22 protein-coding genes are annotated in these 21827 nt (G+C 64.3%); 11 read left to right on the forward strand and 11 right to left on the reverse strand.

The features are described from left to right. The first annotated feature begins 12 nt into the window (after window positions 1-12). Window positions 13-771 carry an SDR family oxidoreductase gene (locus IVA80_RS30080; protein WP_247438294.1) on the forward strand — a complete coding sequence of 253 codons (759 nt, stop codon included), beginning with the start codon at window positions 13-15 and terminating at the stop codon, window positions 769-771. Between the two features lie 184 nt (window positions 772-955). Here the strand turns inward: IVA80_RS30080 and IVA80_RS30085 are convergent, their stop codons facing one another. Next, window positions 956-2179 carry an MFS transporter gene (locus IVA80_RS30085; RefSeq protein WP_247438428.1) on the reverse strand — a complete coding sequence of 408 codons (1224 nt, stop codon included), beginning with the start codon at window positions 2177-2179 and terminating at the stop codon, window positions 956-958. A 172-nt stretch (window positions 2180-2351) separates the two neighbouring features. Here IVA80_RS30085 and IVA80_RS30090 point away from each other — a divergent pair, with 172 nt between their 5' ends. Then, entirely contained in the window at window positions 2352-3602 is a 1251-nt protein-coding gene (locus IVA80_RS30090; RefSeq protein WP_247438296.1) for a nucleoside transporter C-terminal domain-containing protein, read from the forward strand. 199 nt (window positions 3603-3801) lie between these two features. On the opposite strand, the gene IVA80_RS30095 is transcribed toward IVA80_RS30090, so the two are convergent. Together IVA80_RS30095 and IVA80_RS30100 are read right to left on the reverse strand one after the other, a co-directional pair. Further along, window positions 3802-4329 (reverse strand): cupin domain-containing protein, encoded by a 528-nt coding sequence (locus tag IVA80_RS30095; RefSeq protein WP_247438297.1) that lies wholly within the window; start codon window positions 4327-4329, stop codon window positions 3802-3804. A gap of 161 nt (window positions 4330-4490) precedes the next feature. After that, window positions 4491-4778, reverse strand: coding sequence for an usg protein (locus tag IVA80_RS30100; RefSeq protein ID WP_247438299.1), 288 nt, complete (start codon window positions 4776-4778; stop codon window positions 4491-4493). A gap of 377 nt (window positions 4779-5155) precedes the next feature. Here IVA80_RS30100 and IVA80_RS30105 point away from each other — a divergent pair, with 377 nt between their 5' ends. The 3 genes from IVA80_RS30105 to IVA80_RS30115 all read left to right on the forward strand — a co-directional run bounded on the left by IVA80_RS30105 (window position 5156) and on the right by IVA80_RS30115 (window position 7609). Then, on the forward strand, window positions 5156-5470 hold the full coding sequence (locus IVA80_RS30105; RefSeq protein ID WP_027518760.1) for a co-chaperone GroES: 315 nt from the start codon (window positions 5156-5158) through the stop codon (window positions 5468-5470). 43 nt (window positions 5471-5513) lie between these two features. Further along, the gene (gene groL, locus IVA80_RS30110) at window positions 5514-7154 is read left to right on the forward strand and encodes a chaperonin GroEL (RefSeq protein ID WP_247438301.1); all 1641 of its coding nucleotides are present in this window, start codon (window positions 5514-5516) and stop codon (window positions 7152-7154) included. A gap of 167 nt (window positions 7155-7321) precedes the next feature. Further along, a complete protein-coding gene (locus IVA80_RS30115) occupies window positions 7322-7609 on the forward strand; it encodes a GIY-YIG nuclease family protein (RefSeq protein ID WP_247438303.1) in 288 nt (95 codons plus the stop codon). Window positions 7610-7879: 270 nt separating this feature from the next. Here the strand turns inward: IVA80_RS30115 and IVA80_RS30120 are convergent, their stop codons facing one another. Further along, the gene (locus IVA80_RS30120; protein ID WP_247438430.1) at window positions 7880-8719 is read right to left on the reverse strand and encodes a LysR family transcriptional regulator; all 840 of its coding nucleotides are present in this window, start codon (window positions 8717-8719) and stop codon (window positions 7880-7882) included. A gap of 131 nt (window positions 8720-8850) precedes the next feature. Here IVA80_RS30120 and IVA80_RS30125 point away from each other — a divergent pair, with 131 nt between their 5' ends. After that, complete coding sequence (locus tag IVA80_RS30125; RefSeq protein WP_247438306.1) at window positions 8851-9444, forward strand: cysteine hydrolase family protein; 594 nt, start codon at window positions 8851-8853, stop codon at window positions 9442-9444. A gap of 12 nt (window positions 9445-9456) precedes the next feature. After that, on the forward strand, window positions 9457-10086 hold the full coding sequence (locus IVA80_RS30130) for a glutathione S-transferase N-terminal domain-containing protein (protein WP_247438308.1): 630 nt from the start codon (window positions 9457-9459) through the stop codon (window positions 10084-10086). Window positions 10087-10093: 7 nt separating this feature from the next. On the opposite strand, the gene IVA80_RS30135 is transcribed toward IVA80_RS30130, so the two are convergent. Then, complete coding sequence (locus tag IVA80_RS30135) at window positions 10094-11176, reverse strand: DUF2778 domain-containing protein (protein WP_247438310.1); 1083 nt, start codon at window positions 11174-11176, stop codon at window positions 10094-10096. 633 nt (window positions 11177-11809) lie between these two features. Between IVA80_RS30135 and IVA80_RS30140 the strand changes: the two genes are divergently transcribed. Together IVA80_RS30140 and IVA80_RS30145 are read left to right on the forward strand one after the other, a co-directional pair. Beyond that, window positions 11810-12334 (forward strand): FecR domain-containing protein, encoded by a 525-nt coding sequence (locus IVA80_RS30140; RefSeq protein WP_247438311.1) that lies wholly within the window; start codon window positions 11810-11812, stop codon window positions 12332-12334. 74 nt (window positions 12335-12408) lie between these two features. After that, a complete protein-coding gene (locus IVA80_RS30145) occupies window positions 12409-14298 on the forward strand; it encodes an adenylate/guanylate cyclase domain-containing protein (protein ID WP_247438313.1) in 1890 nt (629 codons plus the stop codon). 11 nt (window positions 14299-14309) lie between these two features. Here IVA80_RS30145 and IVA80_RS30150 read toward each other — a convergent pair whose 3' ends face one another. The 4 genes from IVA80_RS30150 to IVA80_RS30165 form a co-directional block, all read right to left on the reverse strand. Beyond that, on the reverse strand, window positions 14310-15812 hold the full coding sequence (locus tag IVA80_RS30150; protein ID WP_247438315.1) for a glycosyltransferase family 39 protein: 1503 nt from the start codon (window positions 15810-15812) through the stop codon (window positions 14310-14312). A gap of 6 nt (window positions 15813-15818) precedes the next feature. Next, complete coding sequence (locus IVA80_RS30155) at window positions 15819-16952, reverse strand: glycosyltransferase family 2 protein (protein WP_247438317.1); 1134 nt, start codon at window positions 16950-16952, stop codon at window positions 15819-15821. Between the two features lie 275 nt (window positions 16953-17227). Then, the gene (locus IVA80_RS30160; protein WP_247438319.1) at window positions 17228-17428 is read right to left on the reverse strand and encodes a hypothetical protein; all 201 of its coding nucleotides are present in this window, start codon (window positions 17426-17428) and stop codon (window positions 17228-17230) included. Window positions 17429-17517: 89 nt separating this feature from the next. Then, the gene (locus IVA80_RS30165) at window positions 17518-17886 is read right to left on the reverse strand and encodes a hypothetical protein (RefSeq protein ID WP_247438321.1); all 369 of its coding nucleotides are present in this window, start codon (window positions 17884-17886) and stop codon (window positions 17518-17520) included. A gap of 101 nt (window positions 17887-17987) precedes the next feature. Between IVA80_RS30165 and IVA80_RS30170 the strand changes: the two genes are divergently transcribed. Together IVA80_RS30170 and IVA80_RS30175 are read left to right on the forward strand one after the other, a co-directional pair. Then, window positions 17988-18824 carry a DUF72 domain-containing protein gene (locus IVA80_RS30170; protein WP_247438323.1) on the forward strand — a complete coding sequence of 279 codons (837 nt, stop codon included), beginning with the start codon at window positions 17988-17990 and terminating at the stop codon, window positions 18822-18824. 9 nt (window positions 18825-18833) lie between these two features. Beyond that, entirely contained in the window at window positions 18834-19295 is a 462-nt protein-coding gene (locus tag IVA80_RS30175) for a DUF488 domain-containing protein (RefSeq protein ID WP_247438325.1), read from the forward strand. 118 nt (window positions 19296-19413) lie between these two features. Here IVA80_RS30175 and IVA80_RS30180 read toward each other — a convergent pair whose 3' ends face one another. Together IVA80_RS30180 and IVA80_RS30185 are read right to left on the reverse strand one after the other, a co-directional pair. Beyond that, entirely contained in the window at window positions 19414-20328 is a 915-nt protein-coding gene (locus tag IVA80_RS30180) for a PhzF family phenazine biosynthesis protein (RefSeq protein WP_247438327.1), read from the reverse strand. Window positions 20329-20491: 163 nt separating this feature from the next. Continuing rightward, window positions 20492-21799 (reverse strand): adenylate/guanylate cyclase domain-containing protein, encoded by a 1308-nt coding sequence (locus IVA80_RS30185; protein WP_247438329.1) that lies wholly within the window; start codon window positions 21797-21799, stop codon window positions 20492-20494. Between the last annotated feature and the right edge of the window lie 28 nt (window positions 21800-21827).

Raw genomic sequence — 21827 nt, forward strand, 5'->3', positions numbered from 1 at the left:
AGGCAGGAAACGATGAGTGAAGCGAAAAAGATCGCAGTGGTGACCGGCGCCGGCACCGGTGTCGGACGCGCGGCGTCGCTGGCGCTGATGAACACCGGCTTCACCGTGGTGCTCGTCGGGCGCCGCCTCGATATGCTCGAGGAGACGGCGAAGCTCGGCCCCGCCGGCAAGAGCCTGTGTGTCACCGCCGACATGACCAAACCGGATTCGATTGCTGCGCTGTTCGCCAAGGTGGCGCAGACCTATGGCCGGCTCGACGTGCTCTTCAACAACGCCGGCATGGGCGCACCGCCGGTGAACTTCGAGGATCTCAGCCTCGAGCAGTGGCAGGCCGTGGTGAACACCAATCTCACCGGCCCGTTCCTGTGCACCCAGCATGCCTTCCGCATCATGAAGGACCAGACCCCGCGCGGCGGCCGCATCATCAACAACGGCTCGATCTCGGCGCACGCGCCGCGGCCGTTCTCGGCAGCCTATACCTCGACCAAGCACGCGATCACGGGCCTCACCAAGGCCTCCAACCTTGATGGACGCATGTACGACATCGCAGTCGGCCAGGTCGACATCGGCAATGCGGCAACGCCGATGACCGACCGCATGGTCGCCGGCCCCGGCGTGATGCAGCCCGACGGCACGATGAAGCACGAGCCGCGCATGGACGCGAAGGCGGTCGGCGATGCCGTGGCCTACATGGCCGGCCTGCCGCTCGATGCCAACGTACTGACCATGACCGTCATGGCGACCAAGATGCCGTTCGTCGGACGGGGCTAGCTACAAAAACGCGAAAACAACCCCATGCACAGTAGGCGCCTCGCCGCGCCCTGTTGATTTATCTACGCTATTTCCGCAGTCGTCATTGCGAGCGAAGCGAAGCAATCCAGGTATCCCTCCGCGGAAACAGTCTGGATCGCTTCCTCGCTTCGCTCGTCGCAATGACGGCGGAGAGAGCGTCCCCCTACTCCAGACTCTCCACCTGGCGCAGGCTCGGGAACAGCTTCATCCACAGCAGCGCCACCGCGATGGTGCAGACGCCGCCGAGCACCGCGGCCGGCATCGCGCCGAACAATGCGGCTGCGACCCCGCTCTCGAACTGGCCGAGCTGGTTGGAGGCGTTGATGAAGAGGAAGTTGACCGCGCCGACGCGGCCGCGCATCTCGTCAGGGGTGGCGAGCTGCACCAGCGAGAACCGGATCACGACGCTGATCGTATCGGCCGCGCCGAGAATGGCGAGCGCGAGCACCGACAGCCACATCCAGGACGACAGCGCAAACACAACCGTGGCGACGCCGAACACGATCACGGCCTGGAACATGCGCAACCCCACATGCCGCGAGATGGCATGACGCGCCAGCACCATCGTCATCAACAGCGCGCCGACCGCGGGCGCGGCGCGCAAAATGCCGAGCCCCATCGGGCCGGTCTGGAGGATATCGCGGGCATAGATCGGCAACAGCGCGGTGACGCCGCCGAACAGCACGGCGAACAGATCGAGCGAGATGGTGCCGATGATCGCCGGGTTGCTGCGGATGAAGCGGACGCCGGCAAAGATGTTGTCCGCACCCGCCATATCCTTGGCGACCGCCTGCGGACGCGGCCGGATGAAGCCGGTCAGGATCATCCCGAGAATCCAGAACAGCACCATCACAGCATAGGCGAGATGCGGCGCGATCGCGTACGCGAAACCGCCGAGCGCCGGCCCGGTGATGGTCGCAACCTGCCCTGCGCCGCTCGCGACTGCCGTCGCACGCTGGAGCGACCCCTGCGGCGCGATCAGCGGCAAGAGCGCCGCGGTGGTCGGGCTTTCGAAGGCCCCGGCAATGCCGAGCACGAAGGTCGCGATAAAAATCTGCACTTCACTGACCGCGCCGAGATAAGTGCTGACTGCGAGATAAAGCGCGGTCGCGGCTTCCACGAGCTGGCAGAGTTGGACGACGCGCTTGCGCTCGTAGCGGTCGGCGGCATGGCCGGCGACGAACACCAGCAGCGCCGTAGGGAGGAATTGCACGAGGCCGACCATGCCGAGGTCGAAAGCCGAGCCGGTGAGATCGTAGATCTGCCAGCCGATCGCGACCGCCGCGATCTGGCTGGAAAAGCGCGACAGGCTGCGCGAGAGCAGAAAGAACAGGAAGGCGCGGTGGGCGAGGAGCGCGCGGGCGCTGACCGGCTGATTCGCCGGCACCGGCCGCACTTCAGTTAGCTCCTGGCTCACCCTTGGACCATCCGCCCGATATTGACGAGCCCTCGCGTGGCCGACGCAGGCGTGCTTGTCAACAGCGAGCGGGGCCGGTCATCTTCCGGCATTGCGTTTGCGTCGCACGCGCGGCCATAATCGCTGGAGGTTTGGGGACATCATGCTGCGGCTGCAATCGGCACTCGGCGTTTTCGCATTGCTGGCGATCGCCTGGGCGTTGGCGGAGAATCGCCGCGCGGTGTCGCTGCGCCAGGCGGTGATCGGCCTCGTCGTCACCTTCGTCACCGCGATCGTCCTTTTGAAGCTGCCCGTCGTCGCACATGCGTTCGGCGCGATCAACGACGCGGTCGGCGCGATCTCCGCGGCTTCGCGCGCCGGCTCCTCTTTCGTGTTCGGCTATGTCGGCGGCGGCCCCCTGCCCTTCGACGTAAAGGTGCCGGGCGCCGACTTCATCCTGGCGTTCCAGGCGCTGCCGATCGTGCTGGTCATGAGCGTGCTGACGACGCTGCTGTTCTATTGGCGGGTGCTGCCGCCGATCGTGCGCGGCATGGCCTGGCTGCTCGAACGCACGCTCGGGGTCGGCGGCGCGGTGGGGCTCTCGACCGCCGCCAACATCTTCCTCGGCATGGTCGAGGCACCGCTGTTCGTGCGGCCGTATCTGGCACAGATGACGCGCAGCGAATTGTTTCTGGTGATGACCGGCGGCATGGCCGGCATCGCCGGCACCGTGCTGGTGCTCTATGCGACGCTGCTGGCGCCGCTGATTCCCGACGCAGCCGCGCATTTCGTCATTGCCTCGGTCCTGGGCGCACCTGCCGCGATCCTCGTCAGCCTGATCATGGTGCCGGAAACCTCGGACAAGCGCACCGGCGGCGCGCTCGAGAACCCGGAGATGGAAGTCTCCGGCACGATGGATGCGATCGTGAAAGGGACGAGCGCAGGGATCGAGCTGCTGATCAACATCGTTGCCATGCTGCTGGTGCTGGTCGCGCTGGTCTATCTCGTCAATGCCATGCTCGGCCTGCTGCCGCATATCGGCGGTGCTGCGATCTCGTTGCAGCGCCTCCTCGGACTGATGATGGCGCCGGTATGCTGGCTGATGGGACTGCCATGGGGTCAGGCGGTGACCGCCGGCAGCCTGATGGGCACCAAGACCGTGCTCAACGAATTGATCGCCTATGTCGATCTGTCGAAGCTTGGACCGGACGCGCTCGATCCGCGCTCGCGCCTGATCATGCTCTACGCGATGTGCGGCTTCGCCAATTTCGCCAGCCTCGGCATCATGATCGGCGGCCTCGGCGTGATGGCGCCGGAACGGCGCGCGGAGATCAATACGCTCGGGCTGAAATCGATCGTGTCGGGGACGCTGACGACGTGTTTGATGGGGGCGGTGGTCGGAGCCATCAGCTGAAGCACGTAGCCCGGATGGAGCGCAGCGCCATCCGGGAAATCCTCTCCGTCGCAAACAGCGGCCCCGGATTTCGCTTTGCTCCAGCCAGGCTACAAGGCCCCGTCATTGCGAGCGAAGCGAAGCAATCCAGACTGCATCCGCGGAGAGATTCTGGATTGCTTCGTCGCAAGAGCTCCTCGCAATGACGAGGCGAGAGCGCCTACGCCTTCAACTCCACCGTCTTGAACTCCGCCGGCAAAATCACCTCCAGCAGCTCCACGTCGTCCGAATAATCCAGGATCATGTGCTTGATCTTCGGCGGCTGGGTCCAGGCGCTGCCTTGCTGCATCAAGGTCTCGCCCTGCCCGTCCATGTAGGTCTTCACCCAGCCTTTGAGCACGTAGACCATCTGGAAATCGACGGCGTGGAAGTGCAGCTTCGAGACTTCCGCCGGATTGCACGGGCCCTGCAGCCGGATCACGTGCGCTTGCGCGAGGCCGTGGCTTGCAGCGGCGATGCCGAGGTCGCGGTACTTTGCGTAGGCGCGCAGGCCGTCGGCCTTGAAGTCTTCCTCGCGGTGATGGCTGATGGCGATACGCTGCTTGGGCCGTGCGGTTTTTTTCGGAGCGACACTGCGCGCCTTCGTCTTCACCGCCTTGCGCGCCGAGGATCGAGCCGCGGCTTTGCTGCCGCTCCGCTTCTTCACGGCGGCTTGCGCCGCGCTGCGCGATTTCACCTTCTTGACCATGGCTGCCTCCCGTTGTTGTTATGGAGAGAGGCTATCACACATTGGGAAATCGTAGGGTGGGCAAAGCGAAAGCGTGCCCACCAACACGAAAATGCGATCGCGAAAAAAGATGGTGGGCACGACGCGCGAGCGCGTCTTTGCCCAGCCTACAAAGCCCCGTCTCAATGCAGCCTGAACACGCCATCTACCGCGCGCAGCTCGGCCGGCTTGATCAGCTTCGAATGCACCACTGTCACCGAGTGAAGCGGGCCGTCAAGCTTTTCCTCCCAGAACGCGAGGAAATCCTTCAGCGCCGGAAATTTCGGAAACATGTCGTAGTTCTGCCAGATGTAGGTCTGGAGCAGCGAGGGATGATCCGGCATCCGGTAGAGAATTTGCGCCGTCGTCAGCCCGTAACCCAGCACCTGTTTCCGGAAATCGTCGGAAACAACCCCGACCTGCGAGACCATGCCAACCTCCTTTTCAGGAGCGCATTTTCAAGGGTGGCTTTCCGGTACGCCCTACGAGCCACCCGGTGGAGATGCGCTCACATGAGACAAATGTGACGCAAACTGACAATCCATCTCAAGCCCAAAAGTTTAACAAGCTGTTGAAATTCAATGCGTTAGCAGCAGACACGGCACCGTGCTAATACGGTCAGGCAGGCCGGTTAACGATGGTAAAGAGATTCTGGCAGGCAGGCCTTCGGAGCGCCAAATTTTCTGCTAGAAGGCCTTGCTCCCGCAAAATTCCTGTCCTATTTCAGCTTCGCCTGTGCTAGCACTCGTTGGCACAGACTGCCAACGACTAAAATTCCACAACTCGTACAAATACTTAGGAGGACTGCATGAAATTCCGTCCGCTTCACGACCGCGTCGTGGTCAAGCGCATCGACGCAGAAGAGAAGACCGCTGGCGGCATCATCATTCCCGACACCGCCAAGGAAAAGCCCTCCCAGGGCGAAATCGTCGCTGTTGGCCCCGGTGGCCGCGACGAAGCCGGCAAGCTGATCCCGATCGACCTGAAGGTCGGCGACCGCGTGCTGTTCGGCAAGTGGTCCGGCACTGAGGTCAAGATCGACAACGTCGACCTGCTGATCATGAAGGAAAGCGACATCATGGGCGTCCTCGACGTCCCCGCTTCCAAGAAGAAGGCGGCCTAAGCGCCCTTTTCTCCACCAGCTAAACACCTAAGGAAAAATCCAGATGTCAGCTAAAGAAGTCAAATTCGGCGTCGATGCACGCGACAAGATGCTGCGCGGCGTCGACATCCTCGCCAACGCGGTGAAGGTCACGCTCGGCCCCAAGGGCCGCAACGTCGTCCTCGACAAGTCGTTCGGCGCTCCCCGCATCACCAAGGACGGCGTCACCGTCGCCAAGGAGATCGAGCTCGACGACAAGTTCGAGAATATGGGCGCACAGATGGTGCGCGAAGTCGCCTCCAAGTCCGCCGATGCGGCCGGCGACGGCACCACCACCGCAACCGTGCTCGCCGCTGCGATCGTTCGTGAAGGCGCCAAGTCGGTTGCTGCCGGCATGAACCCGATGGACCTGAAGCGCGGTATCGACCTGGCCGTGGAAGCCGTGGTCGCCGACCTCGTCAAGAACTCCAAGAAAGTCACCTCGAACGACGAGATCGCCCAGGTCGGCACCATCTCGGCCAATGGCGACGCCGAGATCGGCAAGTTCCTCTCCGACGCCATGAAGAAGGTCGGCAACGAGGGTGTCATCACCGTCGAGGAAGCCAAGTCGCTCGAGACCGAGCTCGACGTCGTCGAGGGCATGCAGTTCGACCGCGGCTACATCTCGCCCTACTTCGTCACCAACGCCGACAAGATGCGCGTTGAGATGGACGACGCCTACATCCTCATCAACGAGAAGAAGCTCTCCTCGCTGAACGAGCTGCTGCCGCTGCTCGAGGCCGTGGTGCAGACCGGCAAGCCGCTGATCATCGTCGCCGAGGACGTCGAAGGTGAAGCCCTCGCGACCCTCGTCGTCAACCGCCTGCGCGGTGGTCTGAAGGTCGCAGCCGTCAAGGCTCCGGGCTTCGGCGATCGCCGCAAGGCCATGCTCCAGGACATCGCGATCCTGACCGGCGGCCAGGCGATCTCGGAAGATCTCGGTATCAAGCTCGAGAACGTCACGCTCAACATGCTCGGTCGCGCCAAGAAGGTGATGATCGACAAGGAGAACACCACGATCGTCAACGGCGCCGGCAAGAAGGCCGACATCGAGGCACGTGTGTCCCAGATCAAGGCGCAGATCGAGGAGACCACCTCGGACTACGACCGTGAGAAGCTCCAGGAGCGTCTCGCCAAGCTCGCAGGCGGCGTCGCGGTGATCCGCGTCGGCGGCGCGACCGAGGTCGAGGTGAAGGAGCGCAAGGATCGCGTTGATGACGCGATGCATGCGACCCGCGCGGCGGTCGAGGAAGGCATCGTCCCGGGCGGCGGCGTCGCCCTGCTCCGTGCCTCCGAGCAGCTCAAGGGTCTGCGTACCAAGAACGACGACCAGAAGACCGGCGTCGAGATCGTGCGCAAGGCACTGTCGGCTCCCGCTCGCCAGATCGCGATCAACGCCGGTGAAGACGGCTCGGTGATCGTCGGCAAGATCCTGGAGAACAAGACGTACGCATACGGCTTCGACTCTCAGACCGGCGAGTACGTCAACCTGGTCACCAAGGGCATCATCGACCCGACCAAGGTGGTCCGCACCGCGATCCAGAACGCAGCCTCGGTTGCGGCGCTGCTGATCACCACGGAAGCCATGGTCGCCGAGCTGCCCAAGAAGGGCGGCGCCGGTCCGGCGATGCCTCCGGGCGGCGGCATGGGCGGCATGGACTTCTAAGTCCGGCCACTTCAGGCGAAGTCAAGACATGCGAAACCCCGGCAGCGATGCCGGGGTTTTGTTTTTGGGTACTGCTTTCTTGCAAGCACACGCATAAGTCATATCTTGTTTCGTCATTCCGGGGCGCGACAAAGTCGCGAGCCCGGAATCCATTTCACCACTTGCTCATGGCCTATTACGTCTATCTCCTCGCCAGCAAGAAATACGGCACGCTCTACATCGGCGTGACGAATGATATCGTGCGCCGCATCCACGAACATAAGAGCAAAGTCGTCGCTGGGTTCAGCAAGCGATACTCGATCGACAGGCTTGTATGGTTCGAGATCTACGATGATCCCGTCACCGCGATCGAACGCGAGAAAGAATTGAAGAAATGGCGGCGGGAATGGAAGATCCGGCTCATCGAAGAGCAGAATCCCCGGTGGATTGATTTGTATCCGCAAATCGCGAGCTGAGCCTGCGGATCAATGGATTCCGGGCTCGCGCCAAGAGGCGCGCCCCGGAATGACAAGTGGAGACACTCGCAGGATCAGGACGACGATCGCCTTCCATTCCCGCGATTGCGCCGACGGCTGCGCCCGCGGCCGGATCGTTCCCGAAAGAATGGTCATGCGGCTGCCCTGATCAAGACGACGCCAGATTACGCAGCCTTTGCGCGCATGCAATCCCAGAACTTGGTCGCGCCGCCCGGATTGCGTTCACGCATAGCGAGGCACCGGCTGCGATCAGCCGCGTGAAGCTTCCTTGAAACAGTGCCGCACCCATTCGATGGTGAGCCGCGTCGCCGGATCGCGCTTGAGGTGGTTCTGCACAAGCAGCCAGACGTCGCGGCGCCTGGGCAGAAGCGTGGCGCGCAGGCTGCGGTCGGTGAGCAACACCCCGCAGCTGTGTTCGGGCAAGACGCCGACCGCCTGATGCGACTGGATCATGGTCGTGATGATGCGGACATTGTCGGTGACGCAGCGCACGTTCTTCAACCGCTTCGCGCGCAGGAACTGCGCCTCCGGAATAGCATCGAGCTCCTCGGGATAGACACAGGCGATCGGCTCGCCGCCCGCGCGATCGGCGGGCTCGAAGAAATACAGCCTGACGTCGCCGAGCTTGGAGATGGTGAAATCGCCCTTCTCCGGCTTGCGCAGGCGAATGGCGAGGTCGGCTTGCCAGCGCGAGAATTTGACGTTGCCGCTGGAGGTCAGGAATTGCAGGGTCAGGCCGGGATGATCGCGCAGGAAGGCGCTGGCGCGCGGCGCCAGCAGCTCTTCGGCGACTGCATTGGTCGAGGCGATGCGAAGGCGGCCGACCGGGCCGGGCTGGCTCTCACCGATCCGGTCGATCGCCGCAACATGCGCGGCCATCGCGCCGACATGCTCCAGCACCGCCTCGCAATGGCGGGTCGGCCGGCGCAGGCCGTCCACCGCGTCGAACAGCGTCACGCCGAGATCGCGCTGGATGCGCGCGACCCTTCGGCCGACGGTGGTCTCGTCGATGCGCAGCCGCGCGCTGGCGCCGGCATAGGTGCCCTCGTCCCTGACAGCGGCGATGATGCGCAGATCGTCCCAGTTCATCGGCGCGAACCTAGCAGCCGCCGGCGCATCCTGCAAATTTGCAGCCATATGCTGCAATAGTCCTGCACAATGGCAGGCCGCCGCCGCGCTAATGTCCCGCCATCCGAAATATCCAAAAAGGCTCGGCCAGCATGACCGCTCCAAAGACCCTGCTCGAATTGTCCGGCGCCGATCTCAATCCGCCGAAGCTCACTGAGGCCTGCCTCGTGCTGATCGACATCCAGAACGAATATCTCGCGGGGCCCCTTGCCTTGCCGGATGCGGAGCCCGCAATCGCTGTCGCCGCCCGCCTTCTCGCACGCGCCAGGCGATGCGGCGCGGCGATCTTCCATATCGCGCACAAGGGCCGCGCCGGCGGCCTGTTTGACCGCGAGGCCGAGCGCGGCGCGATCGTTGCGAGCCTGATGCCGCTCGCGAACGAGCTCGTGATCGAGAAGGCACTTCCGAATTCCTTCGCCGGTACCGACCTGCAAACGCGGATCGCGGCGACCGGCCACACGAACATCGTGCTGGCCGGCTTCATGACCCATATGTGCGTGAGCTCGACGGCGCGCGCCGCGCTCGACCTCGGCCTGCGGACGACGATCGCGGCCGATGCTTGCGCTACGCGCGATCTGCCCGACGGACATGGCGGGGCACTATCCGCAAGGACCATTCATGAGGTCGCGCTGGCAGAACTATCGGATCGCTTCGCGATCATCGCGCAATGCGATGCGCTAACGTGACGGAGTGCGGAGATGCTGCAGCTGTATTTCTTTCCGATGGCCTGCTCGCTCGCCAGCCGTATCGCACTGACGGAGGCCGGCATCGAGGCGAACTATCACCTCGCCCATATCTGGACCAAGAAAGTGGTGGACGACGGCAGCGATTTTCACGACGTGTCGCCGAAGGGCGCGGTGCCGGTCCTGGTCCTCGAGAACGGCGAACGCCTGACCGAAAGCGCGGCGGTGCTGCAATACATCGCCGATCTGAAGCCGGAGGCAGGCCTTGCGCCGCAGTCCGGCGATCCCGATCGCTATCGCCTGCAGGAATGGCTGAGCTTCATCGGCGCCGAGATCCACAAGGCGTTCCTGTTTCCGACCTTCTGGTACAAGGACGATGGCTCGCTCGCCAAGCCGCGTGCAAGAATCGCGCAGACCTTGTCGGTGCCTGCCGCGCATCTGGCGGACCGCGAATTCCTCGTGGGCAATCGCTTCACCGTCGCGGATGCCCACCTCACCTGGGCCTTGCTGCTGCTTCGTCCCGCAGGCGTCGACATCGCGCAATGGCAGTCGTTGAGGTCCTATCTCGAACGGATGCAGGCACGGCCCGCCGTGAAGGAAGCAATCGCCACCGAGATGGCGCTCCGCAAGACCGTAGCCGCCTAGACGGGGATCAGTCGACCCGCGCCAGCACCGCGAGCTTGCGGATGCCCTTGTTGCGATAGGCGTCGAGGAACGCGTAATAGTCCTTGAACGACACGCATCCGTTGGAATCGCCGTTCGGCCCGAGCATGAAGGTGTGGGCGAGCAGGCCGTCGCGGCCGTAGATCGCGCTCTCGCCGCCGATCGGGGTCAGGCGCAGCGCGGGCACGCCGTGGAACAGCGCCTCTCGCGGCTTCAGCATGTAGATGTGTGGCGGCGTCACGCCGCGCATGCGCACGCGCGAGGAGCGCGGATCGTCGAGATTGGAGCCGAGGCCGGAATGCGCCTCGAGCTTGGTGCCGTCGGGCAGGTAGACCGTCCTGGCGGTGATGTCATAGACGGCGGTGTCGCGCTCATAGGGCGCCGAGCCGCCGAGCATGGGATTCTGTTCCTTCGGCGCGATGGAAGCGGTCACGCTGGCATCGGCCGATGCATAGGCCAGCAGCCCGCCGGACGGCTCACGCTTGCCCCAGAGTTTTTCGACCATCGACTGACGCGGTCCGGTGATCGCCATCACGGCGGCCTTGGCCCGATCGGCGATCGACTTGGGCTTCGGCTCGGGCGCCGGCACGATCTCGGCCGGATCCGCTGAGGCAAGCTGCACCGACGCGTCAGCGCCGCGCTTGACCTTAGCAACATCGGCGATCTTTTCAGTGACCTTGGGCGGGCTCAGCGGCTTCAGCGCCTCCGCGACCTTGGCGATCACGGTCGGCTTCGCAGGGGCTTCCGCGACCTTCGTTGCCGGAGCGGCGCTCGCCGCGTTCGATTGCACGCCTTGCGTCGCAGCCGCAGCGAAGCGCTCGTTGAACATCTCGCGCGAGATCGGGGCGGCGACCTGCAACCGGTCGGGCAGGAGCGCAAAAGTTTCCTTGATGGCCTCGCCCGCCTCGCGCAACACGACCTTGGGCGCGCGCTTGATCACGGGCTCGTCGTAGCCAATGCTGCCGACGGTCGGATAGACGCTGGCACCGAGGATGTTGCTGTAGATGGTCCAGCCGGCGCCGATCACGGCGCAGCCGATCGCCGCGGCGCCGAGCCAATTGGTAGTGGTCATTTTCCGGGAAGATTTCCGCGAATATTTCTTGGACTTCCGTGCCGCGTTACTCTGCGCAGCGATACTCGTACTCATTCGCCTTGCGTCCAGGACGGTGTCACTCAGTCCCCCTTCGAAGTGCCGCTGGTCACGATCCGGGAACAGCATCTCGCAGGAGCTCGGAGCGTCATTAAGGCGACTTTTAGTTAAATGCGGATTAAGTTCGGGCGGATGTGGGGCAACCCGTCAACGCCGTCCCATTTCGAGAAAAAGCCCGCAGAACTACCGACTTAGGCGCGTCTGTTAACTATAATTCTCGGCCGGATCGGTGCGGTCGGCGAACGTCACCGGCCGCCTCTCTCAACACATCCAACCAAGTCCTTTTCGTGATATCAAACCGGCCCGAACATAGCGCCGACGCGTTGCGCGAGGCTGGTGGACTCGCTCCGCCTCCGTGCGACGTGCGTGCGCGACCGCCGGCCAGCCGCGCCTCGCGCAAACGTCGCCTGACCGAAAGTTGATCGCGCGCAATCTGGACATGGACTCGGCGAGAAAGTAGCTCCCACTGCGGCACTTTCCAGCAGCCTCTGCGCGTAATACGGTACCGTATCAACATCGCCTTGGACTGTGCCGAGCACGCAAACGGAGGCTGGCATGAGAGGGTTCGCGCGCGCCGGGTTTTTCGCTCTGGCGTGGTCGTTTTTGTTGATTGAATACGCAGCCGCACAGCCTGCCGCCAATACGGGCTGCACGGTATCGCCGTCGGCCGTCGGCGCGCAGACCTGGCGCTGCGACGGCGGCATCACGATCGTTGCTGAAAGCGGCGCCAGATTTGAACTTAAGGACGCCAACCGCGACGGACATATAGACTCCATCGAGTTGAGCAGCAAAGCGCTGCTGGTCGAGGTGCCCAGGAAACCCGGCGGCAATCCCTTCAAGGTGCTGACGCCGCAAGCGATCGCTGCGGTGCGCGGCACCAGATGGGCGGTCGATGTCGCCGAGGCCAAGACTGCCGTCTTCGTCGCGGACGGCCGTGTCGGCGTGAGCCGCAGGGCTCGTGGACGCGGCGTTGTGCTCGGACCGGGCGAAGGCGTCGATGTCGAGGCAACCGGTCCGTTGACCGTCAAGACATGGGGCCAGCCGCGCGTCGACGCGCTGATGGCAAGACTGGGCCAATAAGGATTCATCACACGCGCTTGGCAATACGGCTCGGGCAACAGGATTTGGACGATAGAAGATTGCAAAACAATCGCATGAGTAGCCGACGCGTTCAGATGCTGGTGGCACTCGTCCTCACCGCGCTGTGGGGCGCGGGCATCTATGCCGGCCACGCCAACGCCCATCTGCGCTTTCTCGATCGGCTAGAGGCGACGCTGACGGATTGGCGGACGCAGGTCCGCGGCGTGCAGGCTCCGCCAGATATCGTCACCATCGTCGCGATCGACGACACCGTCGTGAAACGCGGCGGCAGCTATCCGCTGCCGCGTGCCGACCTTGCGCGCGTCGTCGACACCATCGTGCAGTTCAGGCCGAAGGTCGTCGCGATCGACCTGCTCCTGGTCGACCGCAGCGCTGCGATCGGCGACGCCACGCTGGCCAACACGCTGGCCACCGGTCCCATGGTGCTCGCCGCCGCGGCGATCTTCCCGGCCGCCAGCGAGACTGTGGCGCCTGGCAGCGAAGGCCCCCTCGCCGCCCTGCCGCAGGCCGAGCGCTTCCTGCTGCCCTTGCCGGCCTTCGCCGAACATGCCGAGGTGGGCGTCGTCAACGTCGCGACCGGCCAATCAGGCTCGCCGCTCTCGGTACCGATGCTGTTCCGGACGCGCGACAAGGTCGAACTGTCATTTCCGCTGCGGGTCGCGACGCGCGCGCTCGACAAGCCGCTGACGATCGCGCCGGATCATCTCATGCTCGGCGACCGCGCGGTGCCGACCGACACCGACTTCGCGCTGCCGATCACCTATTACGGCCCGCGCCGGACCATCCGCACCGTGAGCGCGCAGAGCATTTTCGACGGCACGCTTGATCGCGCTGCGATCGAGAACCGGATCGTCGTGATCGGCGCCTCGGTGGCCGGCGGCGGCGACTTCTACCCGACACCGTTCGATTCCCTGATGCCCGGCGTGGAAGTGGTCTCGACCGCGATCACCCATCTCGTCGCCGGCGACGGCATCGTGCGCGACCGCAAGGTTCACATCGCCGACGCGCTTTTCGCGATCTTGCTGCCGATGCTGTTGGTCGGGCTGCTCGCCTGGCGGCGCAGCGCGCTCGGCCTCGTCGCGGCGGCCGCGGTGACGATCGCCTGGGCCAGTCTCAATTTGTTTGCGTTCATGCACGGCATCTGGCTGAACGCTGCGACCACGCTCGCCGCAGCAGTGCCGCCGGTGGTGATCTTTGCCGGCGTGCAATTGTGGGCGGGAGGTCGCCGCACGCAATATCTCGTTGCCAAGAGCCGGTCGCTCGCGCAATTCCAGGCACCGGCGGTACAGGAATGGCTGGCGCGCGATCCCAACTTCCTGTCGAAACCGGTCCGGCAAGACGCAGCCATCGTCTTCATCGACCTCTCCGGCTTCACCGCGCTGAGTGAACGCATTGGTCCGGACGCGCTGAGGGATCTGCTGAAGGCGTTCCACGCGCTGATCGACAAGGCCGCGGTCGATTGCGGCGGCATGATCACCGGCTTTCTCGGCGATGGCGCCATGATCCTGTTCGGCTTGCCCGGCGCGATGCCCGACGACGCGGCGCGCGCGCTGAAATGTTCGATCCACCTGCATCGCAGTATCGAACGCTGGATCGCCTTGCTGCCGCCTGCAATCGGCGGTCAGCTCGGCTTCAAGATCGGCGTGCATTTCGGCCCGATCGTCGCCTCTCGTCTCGGCGAAAGCCACCAGCACATCACCGCGACGGGCGACACCGTCAACGTTGCGAGCCGGCTGATGGAGGTTGCTGCCCAGAACGATGCGCGGCTCGCCCTGACCGATACGCTGCTGGATGCGGCCGACTTCCACGGCGATCCCGACGGCGTTCTGTCAGGTCCTCTGCTCACGCAGGTCCGCGGCCGTTCCGGCGTCGTGACCGTCTGGTTCTGGCGCGATCGGAACGGACCCAGCCAGGCCGCGGCCAAAGCCGAGATGATCAACTGATTTTGAGGCCGCTACCGCGCTTCCGGCGGCGGCGAGCGGTCGAGCACGTCGCCCTTGGCGCCTTCCAGGAGATCAATGCCGTAAGTCTCGACCACGAGCGGCCCGCGCTTGCGCTGCAATTGCGCAATTTGCGTCACCTTCGCGAAGAGGTCGTTGAGGGCGGGATGGCCGTCCGGACGCAGCTCGTCGACGAAGATCAGCTTGCCGGCAAGCAGCTCTGGATCGGGCTCAGGCATGTTGACCCAGCGGATGCGCTGGTTCTGCTGCGCCACGCAGGTGCCGCGCGGCAGGTAGAAGGCGAGCCAGCCCGTGGTGCCGTAGTCCTGCGCGAGCACGCAGGTCGCGCCATTGCGCGCACGCACCGCTTCGATCTCGGCGGCGAGTTCGCGCCAGCCAACGCCGACGCTGCGCACGGTCGCGTCGCGGCGATAGCCCGACAGCCAGCCGGTGTTGGCCTGTACGATCAGCGCGGCAAACATCACGATGCCCACCGGCGCGGCCCAGCGCTGGCAGAAATCCACGAGGCGCCGCTGAGATGGTTGCCACTGCACGAGATTGGCGGCGGCGGCCGCGGCAACGATGAAGGGCGGATAGACCGGCGCGAACCAGTTGGCCTCGACGCGGGCATGCAGGGAATGCCAGACGAAATAGGCGACGATGGTCCAGAACATCGTCTCGATCAGCACACGCGAGGCCAGCGCGCCGGCCCTGCGCCAGGTCAACGCGTGCAGCCCCATCGCGCCGAGAATGAAGACCAGTGGGGTCGCGAACGCGATCTGGGTCGGGATCAACTCGGCAATGAAGACCGGACGGAAGTCTTCGATCTTCGCGCGGCCGAGCTGCTTTGCGAACGAGACCCATTGATGATCGGCATTCCAGAGGATCACCGGCGAGAACAGCGCCAGCGCAACGAGGCCGCCGAGATAGGGCCAGGGCGACAGGAACCAGCGCCTGAGCTTTGGCACCGCGGCGAGCCAGATCAGGATCGCCGGACCAAAGAACATCGCCGTGTATTTCGACAGCAGCGCCGCGCCGACGGCGACGCCGACGGCAAGCCACCAGACGCCGCGACCGGTTTCCAGCACTTTTGCAAGGAAGAACAGCACGAAGCTGGAGGCCACCAGCAAGGGCGCATCCGGCGTCACGATCAGCGTACCGACCGAAGCCATCATCGTCACATTGAGCAGGATGGCGCTGGTTGCGGCCACCCGCGCACCGCCGAACAGGATCGCCGCCGAGCGATAGATCGCATAGCTCATCGGCAGCGCGAGCAGGATCGAGAACAATCGCACGCCGAGCTCGGTGTCGCCGGCAATCATTGTACCAGCGCGGATCACATAGGCGACCATCGGCGGGTGGTCGTAATAGCCCCCGGCGAGGCTCTTCGACCACATCCAGTAATAGGCTTCATCGAAGGTGATCGGCGTGAATGCGGCAGCGACCAGCCGCAAGCCGACCAGCGCAACGATCACCAGCGCGGTATTGCGGACGATCCGCGCGTCAGCCCCGCCCATGTTGCGCTATTTCTTGCGCCAGACGAACAGCCCGGACATTGCGTAGTTCCACACCACGCCCATCAGCGCGCCGGCCATGCCGGCCAGCCACCAGATCGGCTCCTGGTCATAGACCGAGAAGGCGACGCCGACATTGGCGAGCAGGCCGACGCTGCACACGATGTAGAAGGCGATGAGGCCGCGCAGCAGCGCAAAGCCCTTCAGCCGCTGGTCGCGATAGGTGAGAAAGTTGTTGAGGACGAAGTTGCTGGTCATGGCGACGATGGCCCCTGCGGCCTGCGCCTCCGCGAACGGCGCCTTGAACAGCTGGAGCGCGATGAAGAGCGTGGTGAGATGCACCACGAGGCCGATGCCGCCGACCATCGCGAACAGCAGGAAGCGTAACGAGACAGCATCGTTGGTGAACTTCGCCAGCAACAGGCCGAGAAAATCCAGCGCGACCATGGAATCGAGCTTGCTTTCGCCGTGCTGGCGCTCACCGAAGGTGTAGGGAATTTCGACGGCGCGCAAGCTGCCGTTCGCGCTGGCCACGAGGTCGAGCAGGATCTTGAAGCCGTGTACGGAAAGCTTTGGAGCCAATTGCTCGAAACGGTCGCGGCGAACCATGAAGAATCCGCTCATGGGATCGGCGATCTCGACCCGCAGCATCTTCTTTGCGACCTCGGTCGCCAGCGCGCTGGCGCCGGCGCGTTGGCTGTTGAAACCTTCGCTCTTGTAGCCCTCGATGTAGCGGCTGCCGACGACGAGCTCGGCCTGCTCGCTCGCGAGCAGCAACAGCATCTTCGGCAGTTGTGTCTCGTCATGCTGAAGGTCGGCATCGATCACAGCTACAAAGGGCGCGCTCGAGGCCAGAATGCCCTCGATGCAGGCGCCCGACAGGCCGCGGCGGCCGATGCGGCGGACACAGCGCACGCGGTTGTCGCGCTGCGCCAGCGCCCGGACGACGTCCCAAGTGCCATCGGGCGAATTATCATCGACGAACACGACTTCCCAGGCGACGCTGGTGAGCGTTGCCTCCAGCCGGCGGTACAGCACCGTGACGTTGTCGCGCTCGTTGAACGTCGGGACTATGACCGACAGTTCCGGCGCCTCTTGAGCCTGTGGGGGGATATTGGAGCCCGGTCTGATCGCTTCATTCATGACGGCAGCGTATATCCGCCGCGTCCTGCGATGCCAAGATCTTGGCCATCAAGATCTTGCGCTGCTAAGCCGGGATTCTCTGGGGAACGGGCCAAAACGGGCTCTAAAATGCCAACGACCCCGGAACGGCGGACCGCGCGTACATCCGGCGCAAGTCCAAGCTATTCCAAGGTCGTCCCAGCGCCGGAGTTTTCGCTCAACGTCGCCGTTACAAGCTAGATAGGAACGGCAAAACCGCTTCGCAAGGGAGCAAAAGGCTCTTTTTCAGACCCCTGCTAGTTCGGGACTTCCTTGATCACCGGCCCACGCGGCGCGGGGACGGCTGGGACAGCGGGCGCCGCCGCCGGAGCCGACTCGACCTTCGCCGGCTTGGGCGGCTTGCCGTATTGGCCGATCGGACCGAACACGACGGCGACCGCAAGCACGATCGCCGCGACGATCGCGCCCAAAATGCCCCCCACCGACTCAGACGACATGAAAGCCCATCCCTGTTCCAGATGCGTCCAGTGATACCATGGATGAGCGCGCTGCCGAAAGGGCTGCCGGACGGCGACGGTTGACGGGGCTATTTCTGCGGCGGCCTGTGCTTGACGAAGGCCGTCACGATGTCCTTCTGCGCCGACTCGACCGCCCTGTTCGCGGTGGCGAGATGGGCGCCGGCATCGATATCAGGATATTGCGTGGTCAGATAGTCGAGCAACGCCACCCGGTAATATTGCCGCTCCGACGGACAGGCGCCCGCGACCGAGCGGCCGAAATCCTGTTCCGACATTCCCTGATGAGAGTCGCGCGAATATTCCCGCGCCAGGCAATGCCAGTAATCGTCGCGGCCCTGCATGGCGAGCTTCTGCGCGCCCTTGGCGTCGTCGTCATCGTCGGCCATGGCCACAGATGTCATCATGACGAGCGCCGCTCCCATCATCAGCATCCGCATGCTTGTTCTCCTTTCGCAGACCCCGGCGTGAAGCTTAGACGGGACGGAGCAACTGGCCAATCATATCTCGTTTGACTAGGATGAGGTCCCTCCACCCGTCGATGCGAGACCCTCCCGTGGCCCAAGCAAAAACCGCGTCCCAAAAATCCGGCAACATCTTCATCGGCATCGGTGGCTGGACCTTCGAGCCCTGGCGGGGCGTGTTCTACCCGGAGAAGCTCACGCAGGCCAAGGAGCTGTCCTATGCCGCCTCGAAGCTGACCTCGATCGAAATCAACGGCACCTATTACGGCTCGCAGAAGCCGGAGAGCTTTCGCAAATGGGCCAGCGAAGTGCCCGACGGTTTCGTGTTCTCGGTGAAGGGACCGCGCTTCGCCACCAACCGCCGCGTCCTCGCCGAGGCCGGCGATTCCATCAAGCGGTTCTATGATTCCGGCGTGCTGGAACTCGGCGACCATCTTGGTCCGGTGCTGTGGCAGTTCGCGCCGACGAAAAAGTTCGACGGCGCCGATTTCGGCAAGTTCCTGGAGCTGTTGCCGCGCAAGCTCGAGGGGCGCGCGCTGCGTCATGTCGTCGAAGTCCGCCACGACAGCTTTTGCACGCCGGACTTCGTCGCGCTGATCCGCGAGTTCGAGACGCCCGTGGTGTTCGCCGAGCACGGCAAATATCCGGCGATCGCCGACGTCGCCGGCGATTTCGTCTATGCACGGCTCCAGAAGGGCGATGACGAGATCAAGACCTGCTATCCGCCGAAGCAGCTCGATGCCTGGGCCAAACGCTTTCGGGACTGGGCCGAGGGAAATGAACCCGACGACCTGCCGAAGGTTGACAAGCCCAAGCCGAAGAAAGAGCCGCGCGACGTGTTCGCCTATGTCATCCACGAGGGCAAGGTGCGTGCACCGGCCGGCGCCATGGAACTGATCGCGCGGGTGAGCTGAGGGTGTCTCATGGCAAAGGCGAAAAAGCTCTTCACCATCGGCTATGAGCAGACGCCGCCCAAGGCGGTGCTCGATGAGCTGGAGCAGGCCGGCGTCAAGCTCGTGGTCGACGTGCGCGCGGTGACCTCATCGCGCCGGCCCGGCTTTTCGAAGAAGCAGCTTTCCGCGGGCCTCGATGAGCGCGGCATCGCCTATGTCCATCTCGCCGCGCTCGGTACGCCCAAAGAAGGCCGCCTCGCCGCCCGCAGCGGCCAGTACGATGTGCTGGAGAAGATCTACGCAAAGCACCTGAAGACGCCGCAGGCCAGAGAAGAGATGGACGAGCTCTCGGCGCTGGTGATGAAGGCCGGCCCGGTGTGCCTGCTCTGCTACGAGCGCGACCACACACATTGTCACCGCCAGATGATCGCGGAGATCATCGAGGAGCGGGATGGGGTTGCGGTGAAGAATCTGGCGGGGCGGCAGGTATAGCGCTCGGTCATTCCGGGGCGCGCGTAGCGCGAACCCGGAATCCATCGAGCCGCAGAGTTGGTGGATGAGTGGATTCCGGGTTCGCGCTACGCGCGCCCCGGAATGACGAATGGAGAGCCTACCCCTCTCCCGCCAGCCGGAACGTCCCTTCCATCATCTGCACGCAGCTGCCGCCGACATGGGCGGATATGATCTTGCCGTCCTGCTTGCGCACACGGGTCAAGAGGATGCTCGGCCGGCCCATGTCAAAGCCCTGGCCGACTGTGAGCTTGAGTTCACCATCGCGCGCGGGATCGAGATCGGCGAACAACGCGGCGGCCGCAACGGTGGCGCTTCCGGTGGCCGGGTCCTCGGCGAGACCGCCGGCGCCGCGCATGAACATCCGCGCCTGCCGCTCGCAAGACGCCTCCGACGCGGGCACATCGCGCGTATAGAACCACACTGAGCGGGCATCGTCGCGCGGCAACACCCGGCCGAACGCGGCCGCGTCGGGCCTCGCTCGCTTGAGCGCATCGCGCGAATGCACCTCCGCCACCAGGAACGGCGTTCCGACGCCGACGACCTGCGGCGCATGGTGATCGGTCCTGATGTCATCAGCCGTCAACGAGATGCAGGCCGCAACGTCGGCGGCGGAAACCTCCGCCAATCGCGACAGCGGCTGCGGCGCGGTGAGCTCGGTGCTGATCACCCTGCCCTGCTCGCGAAAAATGTCGACCGGGACGAGGCCCGCCTTTTCCTCGAACAAGAGGCGCGGCTTCGGCTCCTTCGCGAGGCTCGCCAGCACGAAGGAGGTGCCGACATTGGGATGCCCCGCGAACGGCATCTCCCGGACCGGCGTGAAGATGCGCACCTCGGCATCATTTGTCTTGTCGCGCGGCGGCAGCACGAAGGTTGTCTCGGAATAGTTGAACTCGGTTGCGATCGACTGCATTTGCGTGGTCGACAACCCGCCGGCATCGAGCACCACGGCGAGCTGGTTGCCGCCGAAGGCGCGGTCGGTGAACACGTCGACGGTGATGTAGCGGCGCTGCATCTTCATTTCCTCATGCCAATCGCGGCCATGGCTGGTCGCGTCCCGGCAGTCTACAGGCCGGCGATATCGCTCGTCATTCCCCAAAATTCGGAGCATTCGGAGCAATCCCGGACGGGAGAGTCGGAAGCAAAAGAGCTGCCGCCCCAGCCGCGGGCGATGCTGCCTATCCCAGCTGAAACACCGCTACCTTCTGCTCGTAGCCGCGCACCGCGACCTCGCCGAGCGCGACGGCGTCCTCGCCGTCGTCGCCGAGCGCCTCGCGCACGGACGCGGAGATCAGAAGCTGGGAGCCGAACTCCTTGTTGAGCGCCTCCAGCCGCGAGGCGAAGTTCACGGTGTCGCCGATCACCGTGTACTCCTTGCGCCGGGGCGAGCCGATATTGCCGGCGACGACCTCGCCGAAATGGATACCGATGCCGATTCTGAGCGGCCAGCTTGTTTGCGCGTTGATGCGGCCCATCGCGGTCAGCATTTCGCGGCCTGCAGCAACCGCCCGGTGCGCGGCGTCGGAGGCCTCCAGCGGCGCGCCGAACAGCGCCAGAAAGCCATCGCCGAGAAACTTGTTCACGATGCCGCCCTGGCGATCGAGGATGTCGACCAGCACGGCAAAGGCGCCGTCGAGCCGGTCGACGACTTCCTGCGGTGTGCGCGTCTGCGCGCCAGCGGTGAAGCCGCGGAAATCGACGAACATCACCGCGACGCGGCGGAGGTCGCCGCCCGCGCTGGTTCCTGCCGCCATCAGCTGCTCCACCACCTGCGGCGAGACATGCTGACCGAACAGGTTGGTCACCCGGTCGCGCGCGGTCGCCGCCGCAATGCTCGCAGTAAATTGGCGGCGCAACTGCGCACCGACCGCGCCCGCAAGCACGCCGCAGATCAGGATGATGGTGCTGCGCACGGCGTGGAAATAGAGCTGCGGCTCCCCATTCCCGCTCGCGGGATCGTAGATCAGCGCGACGACCAACAGTTCGGCGGCCGCAACGAACCCGGTGAAGGTGGACAGGTAGAAATCGAGCCGCAAGGTCGAAAGGATGACGAAGATGAAGTAGATCAGCGGCACGACGAAGCCGAGTGCCTGGCTTGCCCCCATGCTGCGGATCTGAAGCATCAGGATGACGGTCGGCAGCGACGTCTCGATCAGCGTACCGATATAGCGCCTGACCACCGGCAAATCGCGGTCGAGCCTGAGGTTCTTCCTGATCTCGGTGTGGACCCACACCTCGAACAGGATGAAGCCGGCGAGAAGGCCATAGACCTCGACCAGCCCTTCCGTCCCGCGCCAGACCCGGTTCACGACGGCGGGATCGACCAGGTAGATCGCGGTGAGGAACAACGTCATCACGCAGCCCGTCGTGATCAGAGCCCTCACCCGCAACAGTTCGGTCCGCAGCACCTCCCGTGTCAGCTCGCGCTCGAATTCCTCCGACACCACGGCATGCTGCCGGGTCTTCCTGCTGGCAAAGCTGACCATTCCACCCCTCGATTCCGGGGCATTGTGC

The sequence above is a fragment of the Bradyrhizobium sp. 139 genome (assembly GCF_023074175.1).
GTDB lineage: Bacteria > Pseudomonadota > Alphaproteobacteria > Rhizobiales > Xanthobacteraceae > Bradyrhizobium.

Coding starts and splice junctions, on each gene's coding strand:
- IVA80_RS30150 (WP_247438315.1), bottom strand. CDS start 15,812: ATGGGCGGGGCTGACGCGCGGATCGTCCGCAATACCGCGCTGGTGATC.
- IVA80_RS30120 (WP_247438430.1), bottom strand. CDS start 8,719: ATGAACTGGGACGATCTGCGCATCATCGCCGCTGTCAGGGACGAGGGC.
- IVA80_RS30165 (WP_247438321.1), bottom strand. CDS start 17,886: ATGCGGATGCTGATGATGGGAGCGGCGCTCGTCATGATGACATCTGTG.
- IVA80_RS30155 (WP_247438317.1), bottom strand. CDS start 16,952: ATGAATGAAGCGATCAGACCGGGCTCCAATATCCCCCCACAGGCTCAA.
- IVA80_RS30175 (WP_247438325.1), top strand. CDS start 18,834: ATGGCAAAGGCGAAAAAGCTCTTCACCATCGGCTATGAGCAGACGCCG.
- IVA80_RS30160 (WP_247438319.1), bottom strand. CDS start 17,428: ATGTCGTCTGAGTCGGTGGGGGGCATTTTGGGCGCGATCGTCGCGGCG.
- IVA80_RS30140 (WP_247438311.1), top strand. CDS start 11,810: ATGAGAGGGTTCGCGCGCGCCGGGTTTTTCGCTCTGGCGTGGTCGTTT.
- IVA80_RS30170 (WP_247438323.1), top strand. CDS start 17,988: ATGCGAGACCCTCCCGTGGCCCAAGCAAAAACCGCGTCCCAAAAATCC.
- IVA80_RS30100 (WP_247438299.1), bottom strand. CDS start 4,778: ATGGTCTCGCAGGTCGGGGTTGTTTCCGACGATTTCCGGAAACAGGTG.
- IVA80_RS30145 (WP_247438313.1), top strand. CDS start 12,409: ATGAGTAGCCGACGCGTTCAGATGCTGGTGGCACTCGTCCTCACCGCG.
- IVA80_RS30090 (WP_247438296.1), top strand. CDS start 2,352: ATGCTGCGGCTGCAATCGGCACTCGGCGTTTTCGCATTGCTGGCGATC.
- IVA80_RS30115 (WP_247438303.1), top strand. CDS start 7,322: ATGGCCTATTACGTCTATCTCCTCGCCAGCAAGAAATACGGCACGCTC.
- IVA80_RS30185 (WP_247438329.1), bottom strand. CDS start 21,799: ATGGTCAGCTTTGCCAGCAGGAAGACCCGGCAGCATGCCGTGGTGTCG.
- groL (WP_247438301.1), top strand. CDS start 5,514: ATGTCAGCTAAAGAAGTCAAATTCGGCGTCGATGCACGCGACAAGATG.
- IVA80_RS30125 (WP_247438306.1), top strand. CDS start 8,851: ATGACCGCTCCAAAGACCCTGCTCGAATTGTCCGGCGCCGATCTCAAT.
- IVA80_RS30180 (WP_247438327.1), bottom strand. CDS start 20,328: ATGCAGCGCCGCTACATCACCGTCGACGTGTTCACCGACCGCGCCTTC.
- IVA80_RS30105 (WP_027518760.1), top strand. CDS start 5,156: ATGAAATTCCGTCCGCTTCACGACCGCGTCGTGGTCAAGCGCATCGAC.
- IVA80_RS30080 (WP_247438294.1), top strand. CDS start 13: ATGAGTGAAGCGAAAAAGATCGCAGTGGTGACCGGCGCCGGCACCGGT.
- IVA80_RS30135 (WP_247438310.1), bottom strand. CDS start 11,176: ATGACCACTACCAATTGGCTCGGCGCCGCGGCGATCGGCTGCGCCGTG.
- IVA80_RS30130 (WP_247438308.1), top strand. CDS start 9,457: ATGCTGCAGCTGTATTTCTTTCCGATGGCCTGCTCGCTCGCCAGCCGT.
- IVA80_RS30095 (WP_247438297.1), bottom strand. CDS start 4,329: ATGGTCAAGAAGGTGAAATCGCGCAGCGCGGCGCAAGCCGCCGTGAAG.